We start from the raw sequence: 20,171 nt of genomic DNA, 5'->3' as shown, positions 1-20,171 counted from the left end.
TCTTCTGCCATTTGTTTTCATCTAAAAAAACCAACTTCATCCTCTTTCCTCTATAAATTATTCTCTCTATCCTAACATAAGATCAACACGACCTAGATGCCCAGCAGATGGGACACCGTGCTGTTGATTTCAAGGAAGCTAGGCGTGCTCGTTTGCAGGGATACCGCCTGACGTTCAACAAGCGCGGCAACGATGGAACCGGCAAGGCCAACATTGTCCGGGATCCCTCTGGGGTTGTGTGGGGAGTTGCCTATCTGTGCAGCTCGGACAGGCTGGAGAGGATGGATCGGTATGAAGGAATTCCGGGAGGTCATTACCGTCGCCAGCAGGTTCAGGTTCGAAGCGATGAGGGTGAAGTGATCGAAGCAATGACTTACGTGGCGGGAGATTCATTCATTGATGATTCATTGATCCCAAGCGAGGGATATCTTCAAGGAATCTTGAAGGGGGCACGAGAGCATGGGCTTCCCCCCGACTACATTCATCAAATTGAAGCGATGGGGTTGGGTGGCTGAGAGCACTCTGTCCAAGGGGATTGAGGCTGCTGGCAAACAGGTTCCTGCCCCTGACCTTAAGATGGAGCCTCAAACCAGGTGGGTTGATCCCGAACGGTTTTGGCAGCGTCCAGATCCAAGAGAGTGCGGCCTATCCGATAAAAGTGACGGCACATCCGTTGGCAATCCGAAAGGTCGGCGACTGTTATCTCAATCACCTACAACCATGCCAAACAGGCCACAGTAAAAGGCTGGCCATCGCAATGGTACTCCTCTTGCGTCTACAGATGCGGTGGGGCTAGTGTTGCCAGACTCTCATCTAACTCAGTAACTGTTCTTGCAACACGGAGTTTCTCAATAAAACGATGTAGTCTTGAATCTCTTGCGGAAGCATTTTAATACCGTCAAACGGGGGGATCCCTGAGCAAGCTAGCTCTGAGATAGGCGCTTCACCTCAGCTCCAGAGAGCAGGCGATGGGCTTCTTGCAACAAAGCCGGGATCCGGTCGCGGTGGGGGCTGTGGATAAGATAAGGTCGCAGGGCTTCGGCATCCACTTTGTCTGCCCGCTGGCCGGGGAGCCAACTGCCGGCATTGCCCAACAGGTTGTAACGGCTCTTGGCATAGTCCACCAAGTCATAGGCCAAGACCAAATTGCGCAGCAGCAGAATGAACGGGATATTCACTTGTCCGGGGGTTTGGTCGTAGCGAGGCAGGCCCTGGTGCCAAGTTTTGGCGTAGTGCTCTCCCACCTGCTCGATCAAAGCTTGCTCTAGGCGGGCCAGGATCGGCGGCAACAGCTCATCAGCCCGATCCAATAACTCCACCGCCTGCAGGTGCTCATCAAAATCGCTGGGTCGGGCCGCCCCAATGCTGAGGGTGTGAACCTGGGGATGGGACAGACAGAACAGGTCGTTGAAGACCATCGGGCTGAGGGGTTGGCACAACTGCACCAGCTTGGCGGGCGGATCGTAAAGCTTGCCCCCCTTGTCTGAGGGACTGATGATGAATACCCCCATATCCTGCTGAGCGGCGGCCTCAATGGCAGGCCAGTTGGTCTGGTTGACAAAATACCAGTGCAGGTTGACGTAATCGAAGCCCCCTGACCGTATGGCTTCCACGATCAACTCCGTCGGCCCATGGGTGGAGAAGCCGACAAAACGCACCCGCCCCTGCCGTACCAGGCGCTGACACACCTCCAGGCACCCCCCTGGACGCAGGCTGTGTTCCAAGTCTTCCCAGGTGTTCAACCCGTGGATGGCCAGCAGATCCGCATAATCGAGGTTCAAGTAGCTCATCGATTGCTCGAACTTGGCCAGGAACTGCTGCGGGTCGGCGCTGGGGCCAATTTTCGTCTGCACAATCAGATCTTGCCGGGGAAAGAGCGGCAAAATGCGGCCCAACTGCATTTCAGAAGTGCCATAGCCGCGGGCAGTTTCGATGTGGTTGATGCCCACCTCCAAGGCCCGGCGAATCGTCGCCTCCAGGTTCTGCTGGCTTGCCGCTGGGATCCCTGACCAAGGAGTATCTTGCCAACTGTGTTGATAGCGCATGCCACCACAGCTCAGCACGGGCATAGACAGCTCGGTACGCCCAAATCTGCGATACTGCATGGTTTTTCCCCTGGACTAAGCCCCATTTTAGGGCGGGCTTTCCATACCCCACCGCCGAAACTTGAACCCTGAGCCGGCCGCATTGTGCAGCAGTCACCGTCAGAAATCAAGAAATCAGATCAGTCTGGAAATGTGAGGGCTGCAGGGGAGCGACTAAGCTAGAGTGTTTTAGGAGTACGGGGCTGACGGGGCTCGAACCCGCAACTTCCGCCGTGACAGGGCGGTGCTCTAACCAATTGAACTACAGCCCCAATCGCTGCGAATATCTATTCTGGATGTGGACGAGGATTGTTGTCAATCATGGTGGTTAGTTTGGCAGCACAGGCCGCAACCCTTGTGGATACCGCTCCGCAAAATGGGATCCCAACGGCGGCGATGCAACAGGTGGCGGATGTGCTCACCCAGGTGGCCCAACACCTGGATCACCTGCAATACACCACCTTGCGCTACCCCGATGGCGGCTGGCTGACGGTGCGGGTGGTCGAGGATCCTGCTGCTGGCGACTCATCCTCAGAGGGATCCCAGCCGACGACCCATCTGTGGATCCCGGCCTTCGGCCACCTGGAAGATGCCCACACCACGCTGGCAGAGCTTAAGGATCGAGCGCCGGAGCTGGAGACCGCTTCTTTTGGGGTCTTGGAGCTGTTGTTCTTGGCGTTGGGCCTTTCCCGGGCCGATGGCATCGTCTTTTACGACCAAGCTGGGGATCGGCAACAGGGCAAAACCGTAGCCTGCCGAGCTTTGATGGAACAGGTCAATCAATCGCTTCGCAGATGGGCCTCTCCACCCCCTTCAATGGCTTGAGCTCTTGAACTTTTCTCTTTTATGGTTTTGTGGTCATTTCGATTCAAACTAGGACAAAGCGTTGAATGCGGAGGGCCAGAAGGCTTTTCTAAGGACTCCGTCCCGCCGGCGCGATAGGACTCCGTCCCGCTGGCGCGAGCAGTAGCCCAGATGTCTCATCCTAACCTGAAACAACTATAAAACTATTAAAGATCTATAAAGTTTAAAGATCGCAACGCAAAATTCCAGATCCGCAATCCGCCCTGCGTCAACTCAAGATGGCCCCCTGTCGGCGGGCAAACTTCCGCAGCTTCTCGTCCATCCGCGCCCCCCGTAGATCCGCTTTGCAAAAGTTGGTAAAGCGCTTGCTCTTTTCTTCTGGGTATCGAGCCAAACGAACCCCACCGCCCATCGACCAGATCACCGAGCTGGCCACCACCAAGGCGATCCCAGCCGCTCCTAACGCATAAACCAAATTGCCCGTGGTCAGGCGGACAAGCAAAAAGGCCAGGATCCCTGAGCCCAGCAGCCCCCCCAAGCCTGTCAGGATCCCTCCCAACGTCTTGGCCGATCCAGACAGTTGGATCAAAACCCGCAGCCAGTAGGGTTGAGGGGTGTTGAAGAGGATGCCGCGCAGATCCGCCCCCTGCAAGTTGGCCCCTGAGAAATCGGCCCCCCGCAGATCGGCCTGGCGCAAATCGTAGCCGGCTAGGTTTTGGTTGGCAAAGGACTTGCCCCGTAGATCGGCCCCCGCCATGGAAGGGATCCGCGGTGGGGTAGCCGGCTTGATCCGTCCGCTGCCTGTGATGCTGCTGGCTCGGCCCAGTTGGGTAAAACCGGTGGTGCTCCCCCACTCAGAGGGGATGGATAGCGGGCTGCTGGCTGTCATTCCCCCTGCAGTGAACTGAGGTAGGGGTGTGGGCACGAAACCACCCGAGCGGCGCTTGGCCCAGTAGCCGGAGATCACCGATGTGCTGGGATTGGCAGACAGGGGAGAGCTGGGCAACACAATCGGCTGAGAGATCGGGCCGCCTGCCTCTTCCACCGGGATCCCTTGCAACGCCCGCAAGACCTCGGTGGCGGTGGCAAAGCGCTGATTGATGGCCGGCTGCAACATGCGGTGCAGAATGGCGTCGAATTCAGGGCTAAGCTGCAGTTCATCCGACCAATCCCACTGTCCCGTTTCATGGTTATAAAACTTGGCCGGAGATTCCAACGTCATCAAGTTGATGCAGGTGGCAGCCAAGGCATAGAGATCGCTAGAGGGACCGACCGCCTGGCCGGCTACTTGCTCCGGGGGAGAAAAGCCAAGGGAGCGGATTGCTGTCACTTCTGCCGCCTGCTCCTGGGCTGGCCCCAGTTCCTTTACGGCCCCAAAGTCGATCAGCACCAGCCGCTGATCCTCTTTGCGGCGAATGAGGTTGGCAGGTTTAATGTCTCGGTGAACCGTGTTTTGGCTGTGGACATAGCTGAGGATCAGCAGCACCTCCTGCATCACCTGCCGGGTTTGTTCTTCGGAAAAGGGCCCATTGCGACGCATTTCTTGGGAGAGGGTGGTGCCCTGGATAAATTCCTGCACCAAGTAGAACTTGCCGCCTTCCTGAAAGTGGGCGTAGAGCTTGGGGATCTGCGAATGTTCGCCCAGGCGCTCCAACACTTGGGCCTCGCGATTGAAGAGCTCCTCCGCCAGCTTGGCCAGTTGCGGGGATCCCTCGACCGGGCGCAACTGCTTGATCACCCGCCAAGGTTTGGAGGGCATGTCCTCATCCCGCGCCAAAAAGGTAGAGCCAAATCCCCCCTGGCCGATGCGCTTGAAGGCCCGGTAGCGATTGCGCAGCAGGAGGGGATGGCCACAAGAGGCACAGGTAGAGGCATCCGCCGGGTTTTCCGGGTGCAAACAGGCAGGGTTAAGGCAGTAGCAAGTGGGCATACCAGTTTGGAGTTACCGGCTGGCGATCCGGACAACCGAGACGGAGCCAAGAAGTCGGCAGGCAAGTTGTGAGAGATACATACAGGTTAAACCACACAGAAACAAATCTTGCACAACTGCCTCAGATAGGCTGATCTTAGCGTCTGCCCGCCCTGAGGTTAATCGGACAAATCGCTTAGGTTTTCGGCGGATGGGGTTTGGTGGAACAGAGGAGAACAACAAGGGCTGGACTGCCCTGCAGAGGGAAAACTTAGAATTGATGAATACAGCCATCTTCGCCTGTCATGTTTCCAGCTCTTTCCGGTGCCGCCATTCGGCAAACTTTTCTGGACTTCTACGCTCAGCGGGGCCACCAGGTGTTGCCCAGCGCCTCCTTGGTGCCGGAAGATCCGACGGTGCTGCTGACCATTGCCGGCATGTTGCCCTTTAAGCCCATTTTCCTGGGGCAACGGGATCCGGAGTACCCACGGGTTACAACGGCCCAGAAATGTGTGCGCACCAACGACATCGAGAATGTGGGCCGAACGGCGCGCCACCACACCTTCTTCGAGATGCTGGGCAACTTCAGCTTTGGCGACTACTTCAAAAAAGAGGCCATTGCCTGGGCCTGGGAGCTGGTGACGGAGGTGTTCGGCCTGCCCCCGGAACGGCTGGTGGTGAGCGTCTTTCGCGAAGATGAGGAGGCTTTTGCCCTCTGGCGAGATGAGATAGGGATCCCGGCCCACCGCATCCAGCGCATGGGAGAGGCGGATAATTTCTGGGCTGCCGGCCCCACCGGCCCCTGTGGCCCTTGTTCTGAGATTTACTACGACTTCAAGCCGGAGCTGGGGGATGAGCGGATCGATTTGGAGGATGACTCCCGCTTTCTGGAGATCTACAACCTGGTGTTCATGGAGCTGAACCGGGATAGCGAAGGTCACCTGATGCCGCTGGCCAAGCAAAACATCGACACCGGCCTGGGGTTGGAGCGGTTGGCCCAAGTGTTGCAGGGGGTGCCCAACAACTACGAGACAGACTTGATCTTTCCCATCATTCAAACGGCGGCTGGGATCGCCGGGCTGAACTACTCCAAGGCCGACCCGGAGCAGCAAATCTCCCTGAAGGTGATCGGGGATCACGCGCGGGCAGTGATGCATTTGATTGCCGATGGGGTGCTTCCTTCCAATGTGGATCGGGGCTATGTGCTGCGGCGGCTGATCCGGCGAATGGTGCGCCACGGGCGATTGCTGGGGATCGGCGAGCCTTTCACCATCCCGGTGATCGAGACCGCGATTCAGTTGGCCGAGGCTGCCTATCCTCAGGTGCGGGAGCGAGAAACCCTGATCAAGACCGAGCTGCAACGGGAGGAAGAGCAATTTCTCAAAACCCTGGAGCGGGGGGAACGGCTACTGCTGGATTTGTTTACTGCCGTCGAATCTTCCCGCCGTGACAGCAGCTCGCCAAAGCAGATCTCCGGCGCCGACGCCTTCAAGCTCTTCGATACCTACGGTTTTCCGCTGGAGCTAACCCAAGAAATTGCCCAAGAACACGGCTTCAGTGTGGATCTGGAGGGCTTTGAGCAAGAGATGGAGAAACAGCGGCAGCGGGCCCGCGCCGCCCACCAAACCATCGATCTCACGGCCCAGGGATCCCTGGACGAGCTGGCGGATTTCCTCAGCCAAACGGAGTTTTTGGGGTACAGCCAATCTTCTGCCCGCGGCGTGGTCGAGGCCCTGCTGGTCGGGGGAAAATCGGTGCCCCAAGTGGAGGCAGGGCAGGCAGTGCAGGTCGTTTTGGATCGCACGCCCTTCTACGCCGAAGCCGGCGGGCAAATTGGCGACCGGGGCTACCTTTCTGGGGACGGCCTGCTGGTGCGGATTGAAGATGTGCAAAAGCAAGGGGATCTGTTCGTTCACTTTGGCCGTGTGGAACGCGGGATCCTGCGGGTGGGGGATCCCGTCCAAGCCCAGATTGACCTGGCCTGTCGGCGGCGCGCCCAAGCCCACCACACCGCCACCCACCTGCTGCAGGCGGCCCTGAAAAGAATTGTCGATCCCTCGATTGGTCAGGCGGGATCCCTGGTGGCTTTTGACCGGCTGCGCTTTGATTTCACCCTATCCCGGCCAGTCACCCCTGAGGAGCTGGAACAGATCGAGAACTTGGTGAACACCTGGATTGCCGAGGCCCATGCTGCTCAAGTGGCGATCATGCCCCTGGCCGAAGCCAAAGCCAGAGGTGCCGTGGCCATGTTCGGGGAAAAATACGGCGCCGAGGTGCGGGTAATCGACTTTCCGGGGGTGTCGATGGAGCTGTGCGGTGGCACCCATGTCAACAACACCGCCGAGATCGGCCTGTTCAAGATCATCGCCGAGACTGGAGTGGCTGCCGGGATCCGTCGCATCGAGGCCGTGGCCGGGCCGGCTGTACTGGAATACCTGAACGAGCGGGACAGGGTGGTGCGGGAGCTGAGCGCCCAATTCAAAGCCAAGCCCCAGGAACTGCCGGAGCGGGTTGCCGCCCTACAGGCGGAGCTGAAAGCTGCTCAGAAGGAGCTGGAAGAGGTGCGCAGCCAGTTGGCCTTGCTACAGGCCGAACGTTTGCTGGCCCAAGCGGTTGCCGTCGCAGATCTCAAGGTGCTGGTGGCCGAGCTGGGATCCACCACCCCTGAGGCCCTCAAAACCGCTGCCGAGCATCTGCTCCACAAGCTGGGGGAAGGGGCAGTGGTGCTGGGATCGGTGCCGGAAGCCGGTAAGGTCAGCCTGGTGGCTGCCTTTAGCCCTGCGGTGCAGCAACTTGGCCTGAAGGCGGGATCCTTCGTCGGCGAGATCGCCAAACTGACTGGGGGCGGTGGTGGCGGACGGCCCAACTTGGCCCAAGCTGGGGGCAAACAGCCGGAGAAATTGGCAGAGGCTTTGCAGGTGGCCCGGGAGCGGTTGCAAGCAGAGCTGATCTCGCGCTAGGGGAGCGAAGCCCTTTTGAGCAGCAACAGGCCGTCCATCAGCCACTACAGTCGTTCAGTTTAGAGTGCTGTTCAGTTTAGGGTGAGACGCCTGGGCTATTGAGGGAAGCCTTCTGGCCCCGTATTGGGTTATGGGTTTAGGTTTAAATCGAAATGACTATAGATCTTCGGCCAGTGCAGTTTCCGACAGGTCTTCCAAGCTCAGTTGCACCTGCCGCTGCAGCGCCTGAATCGCCTGGTATTCCTGCTGGATGCTGGCCTGGTACTGGGCAGCCAGGGCGGTGTTGCCCTCGGAAAAGGCTTGATCCCACAGTTGGGTCCAATAGCGGTAGCGTTTCTGGCGAATTTCCAGCTCCATGTTGGCAATGGCGGCCCGCACCACCATCTGCGGACGCATCAGAGCTACGCGGGTGTTTTCGTCCAGCCAAAGCAGATGGCTGAGGCGCTCGTTGAGCTGCTCATCTTGGGCACAGAGGGTGCGCAAAGCCGTCAGCAACGTCTCTTCTTGCTCTTCCAGCTCCGGCTGAGCCGAGATCAGCTCCAAGATCCGCTGCCACAACTCGCGGTGGGGGCGAAAACTAAATTGCAGCTCTCGCTCCAGCAAAGTTTGCCGAATTTCGCGGCGATACTCGCCAAAATGCAGAAAGATCTGCAAAAGATGGGACTCAGATTGCAAGAGTTTGGATCCCTTATTGAGGGAAGGTTGCTGGGGTTTGGCCCAGCGGTACTGCCGCACGGCTCGGCGCAGGTCTTCTTCCAAATCTCGACTGAGGCGACCGTTGCCGCGGCTGAGCAATTCTGCCACTTTGTGCAAATACAAAGAGCGCCACTGTCCACCCAAACCGGCCAGCAGTTGCACAAGGGCTTGACGGGCCTGCTGAAAATCGGTGGCCCGGCTCAGATCCCGACCGGCCAGCACCTGTTCAATTCGCCAATCCAGCCACAGGGGAGCTTGCTCGATCAGGGTTTGCAGTTCAGAAACCGCTCGCGTCGGCGGGGCCGAGCTCTTGTACTCCCGCAAAAACTCGTCGGCATCTTTGCCCTCAGGAAGGGTGAGAATGCGCAGCTCAATTTCTCCGCGCCGCGCTTGTTCTTCAACGGCTTCAATGGCTCGGTTGGCGGCGTTCAAACCGGCCCGATCCGCATCAAAATTGAGAATCAGTCGCTTCGATTGGGTGTAGCGCAGCAGGATCTTCACCTGGTGGGGTGTCAAAGCAGTGCCCATAGCGGCTACGGCATAGGCAACCCCCGCCTGATGCAGGGCGATGACATCGAAATAGCCTTCCACCACCAAGACTTGATCGGCTTTGGCAATGGCATCGCGGGCAAAGTTGAGACCATAGACCACCTGGCTTTTGTTGAAGAGCTCTGTTTCTGGAGAGTTGAGGTACTTGGGCTGTCCTGACTCCCCCAAGGCTCTGCCGGCAAACCCGATCACCCGCCCCTGCACATCGAAAATGGGCAGCATGATCCGGTTGCGAAAGCGGTCGTAGTGGCCGGATCCCTGCTGGCGGGGAACCAGCAATCCAGCCTCTTCTAAAAGTTTGACCGGTTGGCGCTTGTGGTTGACCAAGTATTCGTAGAGAGATTGCCAGCCGGGGGGAGCAAAGCCGATTTGAAATTTTTGCAAAGTTTCTTCGCTCAGGTGGCGGCTGTGCAGGTACTGGCGGGCGGCAGCTCCCACCTGGGAGCGGAGGGCATGCTGATAAAAATCGGCGGCCATGGCCAAAATCTCCAGCAGCTTTTCCCGGTGGGAGAGTTCCCGCTCATCAAGGGATCCCAAGGGCTGCGCCTCGGGATTGCGGGTGGGCAGAGGGATGTGGTATCGCCGCGCCAAGTGGCGCACGGCCTCAGCAAAGGAGAGATGCTCGGTCTGCATGACAAAGCGCAGCACATCTCCCCCTGCCCCGCAGGAGAAGCACTTGTAGATCTGCTTGCTGGGGCTGACCTGAAAACTGGGTTTGTGGTCGTTGTGGAAAGGGCAAAGCCCAACGAAGTTCTTTCCCTGCTTGCGCAGCACCACTTTTTCGGCCACCACTTCCACGAGGTCGGCCTTTTGGCGCACCAACTGAATGAAATCGGGGGGCAGACCGCTCATGGCTTCGGGGGATCCTGACCTTATAGTAGCCGGGGGAAACTCGACAGGCTGTCTTTTGACCTGGCCCAACGGGCTTGGGATAATGGGCGGGCCTTAAAGGCTAGTTTTCGGTCAGTCCCTGAGATGAAAATGCGAATGATCAACCTTTTTATAGGGCTTTTGTTGGCAGTCTCTGCCCTCTTTTTGAGCCCGCAAGCGGCTTCTGCCGAGCCGGATTTGGCCTTGGGAGCCAAGGTCTTTCAGGCCAAATGTGTGGGTTGTCACTTGAACGGGCGCAACACTTTGGTGGCAGCGAAAAACCTTTCTCTGGCGGCTCTTCATGAGTACCACGTAGACACCCCTGAGCTGATCCAGGCCCAAGTGAGAAACGGCAAAGGGGCCATGCCGGCTTTTGCCAAGATTCTCAAGCCGGAGGAGATCGAGGCGGTGGCGGCCTACGTTTTGGATCGCGCTGAGCACAACTGGAGCAGAGGCTAGTGTCCAAAGAGAAGACTCAAGATCCAGCCCTGCTCCAGGGGAGACCAGTGGAGCGGCTGCCTCACGAGCAGGGATGTGAAGGACAGGGATCCCGCCGCAAAATCCTGTCGGTTGGCGTGGGAGCCCATGGCTTGGTGGCGGTGGGCATTTCTGCCCATGGGGTAGTGGCCATCGGCGTGGTGACCCACGGCATCCTCTCCATTGGCCTAGTGGCTATGGGGGCGCTCTCCTTCGGGCTGGTGTCGATGGGCTTGGCCAGTGCCGGCCTGGTGTCGATGGGCCTCTCCAGTTGGGGACAGCACAGCATGAGCGTAACGGAATCCCACGGATCCCATCACCATCCCTAGGTTTTGACAAACAAACACTGCATTTTTCTCTTTCTCTACAGGTTTGTAAGGAGCATCTGCGAGTGTTCAGTCTGCAAAGTTACTTGACCCTGGCCAAGAAATCTCTGCTGGCCCTGGGAATGAGTTGTTTGCCCCTTTCTTCTGCCTGGGCCCATGTCACCGTCCATCCCAAAGAGGCCACGGCGGGCAGCTATGCCAAGCTCACCTTTCGGGTGCCCCATGGCTGCGATGGATCCCCGACCGTGCGCCTGCGGGTGCAGATTCCGGAGGGATTCGTCTCTGTGAAGCCGATGGTGCATCCCCTGTGGAAAATCGAGACGGTCAAAAAGCCGCTGGAGACCCCCTATGAGTCGCATGGGAAGATGATTACCGAAACGGTTGCCGAGGTGATCTGGAGCGGCGGCTCGCTGCCCGATGAGTTCATGGATGAGTTCAGCATCCGCGCCAAGCTGCCGGATCGGCCCGGCGAGGTCATCCCCATCCCAGTGATTCAGGAGTGCGAGCAGGGCATGTACCGCTGGATTCAGGTGGCTCAGCCTGGCGAGGATCCCAACAGTTTGCCGGAGCCGGCTCCGCTGCTGAAGCTGACAGGTGGAGACAGTGGACAGGGTCACGGTCAAGGCCATGGGCACGGCCATGGACACGGTACCCGCTAAGCGGTCTGCTTAGGAGCATGTTTCATCCCAAAAGGGGTTTTGCTTGGATTTGGGCTGGGATCCTCTGCGCCTTGCTGTGGGTGGCCGGGATCCCGCCCGCTTTTGCCCATGCCAGCTTGCTCTCCACCTTCCCGGAGGATGGGGCGGTGCTGCAGGAAGCGCCGACACAGGTGCGGCTTGTTTTCAATGAGCCGGTGCGGATCACGCAACTCCAGGTTTTGGGTAGCAGCGGACGGGCGCTAGCTTTGGAAAACGTGGTGAGCACCGGCAACGCGCCGCAGGGGGATCTGCCCCAGGAGATCCCAGAGGGGGTTTACATTGTCAGCTGGCGGGCCATTTCTGCCGATTCTCATCCGGTAAGCGGTTCGTTTGTTTTCCTGGTGGGAGCGGATCCGGAGCGAGTTCAGACGGTGAGGGCGACCCAGCTTCAAGGAAGGGATCCCTTGTACTGGCCGCTGGTGGGGGTACGCTGGGGGATCTACTTGGGCAGCCTCTTTGTGGTGGGGGTGCTGGGCTGGTGGCGACTGTTGCGGGGGCAGCGGAGCAGTTTCGCCGATTCTGATCGCGTCAGCGGGGCGGAGCCCTTATCTTGGGCTTTTGCGACAGCTTGGATCACCCTCAGCTTGACCGTGGTGGCCTTCAGTCTGCATTTGGCCCAGCTCTACCCTTACTTTAATGGGCGAGAGCTGCTGCGTGTGATGCTTTCTCCCTACGGTTGGGGTACAGGGCTGCGGCTGGTGGGGCTAGGGATCCTGATCTGGGCCTGTGAGGGAGGTGCCGTCTGGGCCAGCGGTATGGGGTCGGTGTTGGTGCTCGGCTCCTTTTTGCCCATTGGCCATGCTCTCACCAGTGAGCATCCGATGGGGACAATGGCGCTGCTGGGGCTGCATCTGGCCGGTTCAGCTTTCTGGTTGGGAGGGTTGTGGGGGCTGGAGCGCCTGCTGGGCAAGGAATCTGCTCTCTACCCATCTGTAGGCATCATCCAACGGTTTTCTGACGTGGCCACCTGGGCGGTACCGGGGCTTATCCTGGCGGGGGTGGGGATGGGTGGGATCCACCGCGGCTGGGACTGGGATCATCCGTATGGGCAGTATCTCTGGGCCAAGCTGCTGCTGGTGCTGATGATGGTGGGGTTGGGCGCCCACAACAAGTTTCGGCTGGTGCCGGCATTGCAGCAGGGTGGGCAGACGGTGGGCCGGTCGCTGCGCCGGATCGTCCGCCTGGAGTTGGTGGGGCTGATGCTGGTGCTGGCCTTGACCAGCTTCCTGGTGGCCCAGGCTCCTCCCAGTAATGGAAGGCAGGGCATGGGATCCCCCCTGGAATCAGGTTGGCAGACCAGTTGTGAAGAGAGCTTGAACTGGCCGGAAGGCAGCCTGCACCTGAGGATTCTGCCCTGTCGTCCTGGGGAAAATCAAATTCGGGCTGAGGTGAAGGGAGTCCCGGCCCAGGAATTGACCCTTGGGTTTTCCCTGCCAGAACAGGGGATCCCCCCTCTACGCCGCACTGTAGCGCCGGATGGGCCTGGCCAATTTGTGGTGGAAAATGTGCCTCTGGCCCTGGCGGGGGAATGGCAGATCGAGGTGAGACTGCTGATCAGCGATTTTGAAGAGCGGCGAGGTCAGATCGCGGTTTCTCTGTAAACTACCCGACCCTGACTGCTTCGCAGTACAGGGCGGGCTTTCGGCAGCCCTGCAGTTGGCAAGCCAACCACGAACCTCTAGGCTGGTTTACGGCAGCCCCCAAAAGCGCAATCACATTCGCACCATTCAAATCCGCATCCCCTTCCCATCCACAGTGTCCACACTTAAACTTCTTTCCACTGCGATAGGATTGCGCAGGGTCGGGATGGATGTGCAAACACCGGTGGCAGGTCTGCGACGTGTAGGCAGGCGGCACAAGAATCAGAGCAACCCCCGCACGCAGAGCCTTGTACTCCAAAAATTGACGGAGTTGATAAAACGCCCAACTGTTGGCCCTGCGCCGTTCGGCTTTGCTGCGTGGCTGTTGATTGACCCTTTCCCGAATCCCTGTCAGGTCTTCCAGAGCAATAGCGCTGTTGGTAGCTTTTGCCCTAGAGACAATAGCTTTGGAGATGCGATGATTGACCCACGCCTGAAAGCGCCTCTCCTTGCCAGACAGCCGTTGCAACAGTTGACGGCATCTGCGCCGCGAACTGCGTGTGCCCTTACTGGCTTTGCGTTGGAGTACCGCCCTCAACCGGGAGTAGTGGTCTCGGACTCTGTTCAACTGCTGTCCATTCCAATTGTCCCCGTCTGACGTATGGGCGATATCCGTCCTGCCCAAGTCCACCCCGATCACCCTGTCGGTATCTTGTTGCTTGGGCGGGTTTTTCTCTACGCAAATCTGGATGTAGTAGGAGCCATCCTTCCGCTGGACTAGGGTGGCCGATTTGGGGTTAGAGCCAGCCAGTATTCCCCTCTGGTAGTTACCAATGGCTAGCTCAAAGCGTTCTCTCCCTTCAACCGTGGTCAGCGACACCGTCCAGTCTTTCTCGCGAAATGAGAAGATACGTGCATCGTAGGTAACGAACCTACGCTTGAACTCTTTAACCGGACGGTTGCGCTGTCTCGCCACTTTGCGAGCGCCGGCCAGTCGTCTGCACACCTGTTGGGCCAAGTTGCTGGACAAGCCGAATCGGGCTCGAATCTCGTAGTAGCAAAGGGATTGCAACTTGACCGCGTTGACGATCTTCTCCGGCGTGTTCTGGTTGACCCAGTTCAATGCCTGCACAAAGACATCCATCGTCGCGTCCAATTTGGCGGCTTGTGACGGGAACGCCTTGAGCTTACAGGATATGGTCAGGACTTGGCTCATAAGTCCATTGTACTTCATCAAAGCGCATTCCTCCCGGCACTGACCCTACGGGTACAGTGCGGGGCTCCTGCGATTTCTAGCTGACTGAATTGTTACAGACATTGAAGATCGCGAAAAGAAAAAGCAGAAAAAGACCCTGGATAGGAGCTGTGGATTGCTCCGCCCAAGGGCGTCGGCCTGTGGCAGAATCGAGCCAGCTCGTAGTGGCAAAAGGCTGCTCCGCTCAGGCGACTGGCTTGGCTATGGAAGACAAGATCAGAGCGGGAAGTGTGCTCAGGGGACGCTATCGCATTCTCCATCCCCTCGGGGAAGGAGGGTTTGGCGTAACCTACAAGGCGGTGGATCAAGACACCTTCGATAGCCCTTGCGTCGTCAAGCGCCTTCGCCCCCTCTCCACGGATCCCTATACGTTGGCCACGGCTCGCAAGCTCTTTGAACGGGAAGCCAAGGTTCTCAACCGGCTCAACCACTTCGACCAGGTGCCCCGCCTTTTGGCCCACTTCGAGCAGGATCAGGATTTTTACTTGGTGCAAGAGTTTGTTGCCGGGCATGATCTCAGCCAGGAGCTGATCCCGGGCAAGCCGCTGAGCGAGGCCGAGGTTTTGAAACTGTTGTGGGATATTTTGGAGATCCTGCGCCATGTACACGCCCACCAGATCGTCCATCGGGATATCAAGCCGGCCAACCTGATGCGCCGCGATGCCGATGGCAAGTTGGTGTTGATCGACTTTGGGGCAGTCAAGGAAGTGGGGCGGTTGGTCAGCCATGCCCCCGGCCAAACTCAGTTGGCGACGGTGATTGGCTCGGTTGGCTACATGGCGCCCGAACAGCTCAACGGCAAGCCCCAGCCCTGCAGCGACCTTTACTCTGTGGGGGTGCTGGCCATCCAAGCCCTCACCGGTCGTCCTCCCCATAAGATCCGGGATGATCCCCGCACCGGCCAACTGCTCTGGCGGGATTTGGTTCAGGTCAGCGAGGAGCTGGCCGAGATTTTGGATCGCCTGATCTGCCCCCACTGGCAAGAGCGCTTTCAGTCCGCTGCTGAAGTGTTGGAGGCGCTGCGGCCCCTGTTGCCTTTTCCCCAAGAGGCGACGCTCGGCGATGTTTCGGTGGATCAGGTTTTGGTGACGCGCCTGTTGGCCCGCGCACAGGAGAAAGCTCGCCAAGGGGATTTCCAGGGGGCGATTGCCGACTGCACGTTGGCCATTCAATTGGATCCCCAAAATAGCCGCGCCTACAGCCAGCGGGGCAGCGCCCGCTACAAAAGTGGGGACTTGGCAGGGGCCATCGCAGATTACACCCAAGTCATTCAACTGGCAGGGGACGCCCGCGCCTATTTCAACCGCGGCATTGCCCGCTACCGGCTGGAGGACTACGAGGGAGCTGTTGCCGACTACACCCAGGCTCTCGGCCTCAACCCACAATGGGCGGTGGCCTACTACAACCGTGGCAATGCTTACCGGCAACTCAATCAGCAGCAGCAGGCCATCGAAGACTATTCGCGGGCCATTGAGCTCAACCCGGAAGATGTGCGGGCCTATTTCAACCGCGGCGTGGTGCGCGGCCATCTGGGAGATGCGCAGGGGGCAGCAGCCGATTTTTCCGAGGTGATCAAGCGGGACCCTCAGGACGGGGAAGCCTACTTCAACCGGGGAGTGGCGCGGGTCCAGTTGTCAGATTTGCAAGGGGCCGTCGAGGACTACACCCAAGCGCTGCAGTTGGATCCTCGCCACGGCAAAGCCTATTACCACCGGGGCCTGGCCCGGCAAGCGTTGGGGGATCCCCAAGGGGCCGTTGAAGATTTTTCTCAGGCCCTATCCCTACGGTCTGCTGAGGCCACTGAGCTACCTGAGGCAGAGGCGGCAGCCCAGGCGGATCTCTACTTGCAGCGGGCCATGGCCTACCTGAGCAGCAACACCCTGGAGCCGGCGCTGGCCGATTGTGAACAGGCTCTCCGTCTGGATCCCAACCTGTCGCGGGCCTATCTCTGCCGGGGCTTGGCTCGCCAGGGGCTGGGGGATCCCGGCGGCGCTCTGGCAGACTTCAACCGCGCCCTGGAGCTGGATCCCCAGATGGCCAAAGCCTACCTCAACCGAGGCATTGCCCACCTGGACTTGGGCAACATTGAAGCGGCTTTGTCCGACTTGAACCAGGCCATTGCTTTGGATCCCCAAGATGCCAGTGCCTACAGCAGCCGCGGGCGAATCCATTGGCTGTTGGGGGATCCCCTGGCGGCTCTGCAGGATTACACGGCTGCCCTGGAGCGGGATCCGCAGAACCCTCAGCTCTACTTCAACCGCGGCCAACTCCATGCTGAGCGGGAAGATTGGCCGGCAGCCTGTGAGGACTTCTCGCAGGTGTTGCAGTGGGGGATCCCACGCGGGCCGGAGCTGCTGGTTAATGCCCATCTGCGCCGCGGTATGGCACGGCAACGGTTGGGGGATTGGCAGGGAGCGCTGGCCGATTTCGACCAAGCTCTGCAAGGGGATCCTCAGTCGGGCTTGGCTTATTTCCATCGCGGCCAAGTGCGGGCTGCTCTGGGAGATGGGCCGGGGGCCATCCAGGACTACCACCAGGCTTTGGCCCTGGGGGCGGCAGTGGCCCAGGCGGATATCCGCCGAGATCTGGCGCGGGCCCAAATCCAGACGGGAGATCTGCAGGCGGCCTTGGAGCAGTTGAACGAGGCGGTGCGCTTGCAGCCGGAACGGCGGGATCTGCGCCAAGAGCGAGCTGAGTTGTGCCGACAGCTGGGCCGGTGGCCAGAGGCCATTGCCGACTACGACGAGGTGTTGCGGCAGGATCCTCAGGACTGGACGGCTTGGCTGGGACGGGGCATGGCCCATGGACAGGTGGGCAACTGGGATTCCGCCATTCAGGATCTCAGCCGGGTTTTGCAGCAGGATCCTGACCACAGGGAAGCGCTGTGGCACCGAGGACAAGCTCTGCAGCAGTTGGGTCAGACCGAAGCGGCCTTGCAAGATCTAAACCGTCTGCTGCAGCGGGATCCCCAACACAGGATGGCCCGCTTGGCCCGCGGCTCTCTGTTGTTGACGTTGGCGGTGCGCGGCACCGTTCCTGCAGCGGGCGTAGCCTTGGAGCAGGCTGAATCCGACTTCGACCAAGTCATCCAGGAAGAGGCCCAAGACGGAGAACAGTCCCGGCAGCTCTATCTGGAGGCCCACCTGAAGCGGGCCCAAGTCCGCCGCCTGCGCCACAACCTGGAGGGGGCAATAGCCGATTGGGATCGGGTCTTGGAGCTGGCCAGCCCAGGGGATCCAGAAGTGCTGGTCACCGGAGCCCTGTTGTATCGGGGCTTGTGTCGCCAAGAGAGGGGGGATCTGGCTGGGGCGTTGGCCGATTTCACGGCGCTGATCCAGCAGCAACCGCAGGCTTCTCAGGCTTTTGCTTTGCGGGCAAGGGTGCATCTGGCTTTGGGGGATCAAGAGGCGGCATTGGCGGATCTCAACCAAGCTCTGAGCCTCGACCAGAACTGGGGGGTGGCCGATGCTGCCCTGGCCTACCGTCAACGGGGGGATCTACACCGGCAGGCCAATTGCCCTGAGCTGGCCATTGCCGACTACACGCAGGCCCTGGCCTTGAACCCCCAGGAGCACTCTGCTTTGCTCCACCGAGCTCTCCTGTGGGATGGCGAGGGACAGACGGACAAAGCGATAGAAGACTACACCCGACTGCTGCAACTGGAGCTGGATCCCCAGGAGCGGGTCTGGGTTTTGAACAACCGCGGCTGGGCCTACGCCCAACAGGGGGATTTTTCGGCGGCCATCCGCGACTACGACCAAGCCATAACACTCTGCACTGCTGACGCGAGCGATAGGGATCCCTGCCACCTCAAGGCCCACCTCAACCGCGCCCTGGCCCGGACTGCCCTTGGGGATTGGCAGAGAGCCTGCCAGGATTTCCAGGCTGCCCTCCAGATGCAAGGGTACGAAGGTCGGCTTTTGGAAGACGTTATCGCTAGTTATTTCAAAATAGGTTGAGACACTTCCCAAAGGCTCCGCGCCGTCGCCGCGGCCACCTCCAACCTCTCTTAGAAATCGATGGGATTTGAATGGACAGTTAGAGGGATCGGCTCAAGCCTCCTCCGCCACTTCTCCCGTCTCGGGCCGCAGCAGCGGAAAGGCAATGACATCGCGAATGCTGGGAGCGTCGCACAGCAGCATCACCAAGCGGTCGATCCCCACGCCCAGGCCGCCGGTGGGGGGCAGGCCGTATTCCAAGGCGGTGAGAAAGTCTTCATCCAGAAAATGGGCCTCTTCATCGCCGGCTGCCTTCAGGGCTGCCTGGGCCTCCAGCCGCTGCCGCTGATCCACCGGATCGGTGAGCTCGGAGTAGGCGTTGGCCGTCTCCCGCCCCACGATGAACAGCTCGAAGCGCTCGGCCAACCCCGGTTTACTGCGGTGAGGCTTGGTAAGAGGACACACATCCAGGGGGTAGTCCAGAACAAAGGTGGGCTGGCGCAGGCGGCTCTCGCAGCAGTGCTCAAAGGCTTTGACCAGCAACTGGCCGGGGGAGTCCTGGGGGGAGAGATCGGGGATCCCTTGGGCGGCCAAGGCCGGCAAGAGCTCTTCAGGGCATCCCTTTTCCACATCGATGAAAATGCCAGTGGCCTCCTCCACCAGCTCCTGCATCGTCACCCGTCGCCAGGGAGGGGTGAGGTCGATGGCTTCCCCTTGGTAGGTGAGCTGCAGGGATCCCCGCACCGCCAGGGCGGCGTTGCAGACCAGGGTTTCCGTCAGCTCCATCATGGTGTGGTAGTCGGCGAAGGCTTGATAGGCCTCTAGAGAGGTGAACTCCGGGTTGTGGCGGGTGGAAATGCCTTCGTTGCGAAAGACCCGCCCAATTTCATAGACTCGCTCGATCCCGCCCACCACCAGCCGCTTCAGGTGCAGCTCGGTGGCAATGCGCAGGTAGAGATCCAGATCCAGAGCGTTGTGGTGGGTGATGAAGGGTCGCGCCTCCGCCCCGCCGGGGATCACCTGCAACACTGGCGTCTCAATTTCCACAAAACCTCGCTCTTCCAGAGTCTGCCGCAGGGAGCGGATGATCTGGGCGCGGTCGAGCAAGGTCTGCTTGACCTCAGGGTTGACGATGAGATCGACGTAGCGCTGGCGGTAGCGTTTCTCCACATCCCGCAGGCCGTGCCACTTGTCCGGCAGCGGCAACAGCGCCTTGGTTAGCACCTGGTACTCGTCCACCCGCACCGACAATTCCCCTTTTTCGGTGCGCTTGAGGCAGCCCTTGGCCCCCAGCCAATCGCCCACGTCGATGAGCTTGTCCAAGTTCTTGAAGGCCAACTCCCCCATATGCTCCGTCAGCCGTTGCTTCTCCAGGTAAAGCTGGATGGTGCCGGAGCGATCCTGAAGGGTAAAGAAAGCCAGCTTGCCCATGACCCGCCGCGCCCGGATCCGCCCGGCCACCGCCACCTGCACATCCTCCCGCTCGCCGCCGGGCTCTAGGTCGGCAAATTGCTCCTGCAGCTCGGCAGCCAGATGGGTAACAGGAAAAGAATAGGCATAGGGCGGGATCCCTTGTTCCCGCAGGTGTTGGGCTTTTTCCAGGCGGGCGGCCCGTTGGGCAACTTCGCTGCTGCTGGGGAGGGTAGACATGGCGGTGGATAGGCAATGGACAATGGAAGCCCCGTTAGGGACGGGATTTTTCAGGCTGCCGGCGGTGCGATCGCGTTAGCGGGACGGAGTCCTTTGCCGTGGGAACGCAGCAGCTCCAAAAGGGCTTCGGCCCGTTGGCGTTCTGCCTCAGCGCGCTGTTGTTCCAGAGCAGCCTTTTCTTCGCCGGTGGGCAAAACCTGCCCCTCCCGATCACACCAGCGTAGCCATTCGGTATTCACGACCTCAAAGGATCGCTGCCAGAGGGTTAAGCCCAGCCCGATCGCGTTAGCGGGACGGAGTCCTTTCGCGTTAGCGGGACGGAGTCCTTTCGCGTTAGCGGGACGGAGTCCTTTCGCGTTAGCGGGACGGAGTCCT

13 protein-coding genes, 1 tRNA gene and 1 pseudogene are annotated in these 20,171 nt (G+C 59.6%); 8 read left to right on the top strand and 7 right to left on the bottom strand.

Going from position 1 to position 20,171, the window contains the following annotated elements:
• Window positions 1–107: 107 nt before the first annotated feature.
• A complete protein-coding gene (locus ACVWZU_RS12345) occupies window positions 108–515 on the top strand; it encodes a gamma-glutamylcyclotransferase family protein (RefSeq protein WP_414358035.1) in 408 nt (135 codons plus the stop codon).
• A 408-nt stretch (window positions 516–923) separates the two neighbouring features.
• Here ACVWZU_RS12345 and ACVWZU_RS12340 read toward each other — a convergent pair whose 3' ends face one another.
• A complete protein-coding gene (locus tag ACVWZU_RS12340; RefSeq protein ID WP_457445174.1) occupies window positions 924–2,105 on the bottom strand; it encodes an aldo/keto reductase in 1,182 nt (393 codons plus the stop codon).
• A 177-nt stretch (window positions 2,106–2,282) separates the two neighbouring features.
• A tRNA-Asp gene (locus tag ACVWZU_RS12335) sits at window positions 2,283–2,356 on the bottom strand.
• A 49-nt stretch (window positions 2,357–2,405) separates the two neighbouring features.
• On the opposite strand from ACVWZU_RS12335, the gene ACVWZU_RS12330 reads away from it, so the two are divergent.
• The gene (locus tag ACVWZU_RS12330; protein ID WP_414342275.1) at window positions 2,406–2,909 is read left to right on the top strand and encodes a hypothetical protein; all 504 of its coding nucleotides are present in this window, start codon (window positions 2,406–2,408) and stop codon (window positions 2,907–2,909) included.
• A gap of 247 nt (window positions 2,910–3,156) precedes the next feature.
• On the opposite strand, the gene ACVWZU_RS12325 is transcribed toward ACVWZU_RS12330, so the two are convergent.
• Window positions 3,157–4,818 carry a protein kinase domain-containing protein gene (locus ACVWZU_RS12325; RefSeq protein ID WP_457445172.1) on the bottom strand — a complete coding sequence of 554 codons (1,662 nt, stop codon included), beginning with the start codon at window positions 4,816–4,818 and terminating at the stop codon, window positions 3,157–3,159.
• A gap of 284 nt (window positions 4,819–5,102) precedes the next feature.
• Here ACVWZU_RS12325 and alaS point away from each other — a divergent pair, with 284 nt between their 5' ends.
• A complete protein-coding gene (alaS, locus tag ACVWZU_RS12320) occupies window positions 5,103–7,757 on the top strand; it encodes an alanine--tRNA ligase (RefSeq protein ID WP_457445170.1) in 2,655 nt (884 codons plus the stop codon).
• Between the two features lie 156 nt (window positions 7,758–7,913).
• Here the strand turns inward: alaS and dnaG are convergent, their stop codons facing one another.
• Window positions 7,914–9,854: a DNA primase gene (dnaG, locus tag ACVWZU_RS12315; protein WP_457445167.1), complete on the bottom strand. Its 1,941-nt coding sequence runs from the start codon at window positions 9,852–9,854 to the stop codon at window positions 7,914–7,916.
• Window positions 9,855–9,989: 135 nt separating this feature from the next.
• On the opposite strand from dnaG, the gene ACVWZU_RS12310 reads away from it, so the two are divergent.
• From ACVWZU_RS12310 to ACVWZU_RS12295, 4 genes are all read left to right on the top strand, one after another.
• Entirely contained in the window at window positions 9,990–10,331 is a 342-nt protein-coding gene (locus ACVWZU_RS12310; RefSeq protein WP_414413566.1) for a c-type cytochrome, read from the top strand.
• Window positions 10,331–10,678, top strand: coding sequence for a hypothetical protein (locus ACVWZU_RS12305; protein ID WP_457445165.1), 348 nt, complete (start codon window positions 10,331–10,333; stop codon window positions 10,676–10,678). The genes ACVWZU_RS12310 and ACVWZU_RS12305 overlap by 1 nt, the downstream gene beginning before the upstream one ends.
• Before the next feature lie 62 nt (window positions 10,679–10,740).
• On the top strand, window positions 10,741–11,334 hold the full coding sequence (locus ACVWZU_RS12300; RefSeq protein ID WP_457445163.1) for a YcnI family protein: 594 nt from the start codon (window positions 10,741–10,743) through the stop codon (window positions 11,332–11,334).
• 17 nt (window positions 11,335–11,351) lie between these two features.
• Window positions 11,352–12,974, top strand: a complete 1,623-nt coding sequence (locus ACVWZU_RS12295) for a copper resistance CopC/CopD family protein (RefSeq protein WP_457445161.1) — start codon at window positions 11,352–11,354, stop codon at window positions 12,972–12,974.
• 1 nt (window position 12,975) lies between these two features.
• Here the strand turns inward: ACVWZU_RS12295 and ACVWZU_RS12290 are convergent, their stop codons facing one another.
• On the bottom strand, window positions 12,976–14,169 hold the full coding sequence (locus tag ACVWZU_RS12290; RefSeq protein WP_457445177.1) for an RNA-guided endonuclease InsQ/TnpB family protein: 1,194 nt from the start codon (window positions 14,167–14,169) through the stop codon (window positions 12,976–12,978).
• A gap of 242 nt (window positions 14,170–14,411) precedes the next feature.
• Here ACVWZU_RS12290 and ACVWZU_RS12285 point away from each other — a divergent pair, with 242 nt between their 5' ends.
• The gene (locus tag ACVWZU_RS12285) at window positions 14,412–18,167 is read left to right on the top strand and encodes a tetratricopeptide repeat protein (RefSeq protein WP_457445159.1); all 3,756 of its coding nucleotides are present in this window, start codon (window positions 14,412–14,414) and stop codon (window positions 18,165–18,167) included.
• A 93-nt stretch (window positions 18,168–18,260) separates the two neighbouring features.
• Here the strand turns inward: ACVWZU_RS12285 and lysS are convergent, their stop codons facing one another.
• Together lysS and ACVWZU_RS12275 are read right to left on the bottom strand one after the other, a co-directional pair.
• Complete coding sequence (gene lysS, locus ACVWZU_RS12280) at window positions 18,261–19,796, bottom strand: lysine--tRNA ligase (protein WP_457445157.1); 1,536 nt, start codon at window positions 19,794–19,796, stop codon at window positions 18,261–18,263.
• A 50-nt stretch (window positions 19,797–19,846) separates the two neighbouring features.
• Window positions 19,847–20,171, bottom strand: a pseudogene (locus tag ACVWZU_RS12275) (hypothetical protein); the annotation flags it as partial.

This window comes from Thermostichus sp. MS-CIW-26, from assembly GCF_054059115.1.
This window is presented reverse-complemented; position numbering and strand designations above follow the sequence as displayed.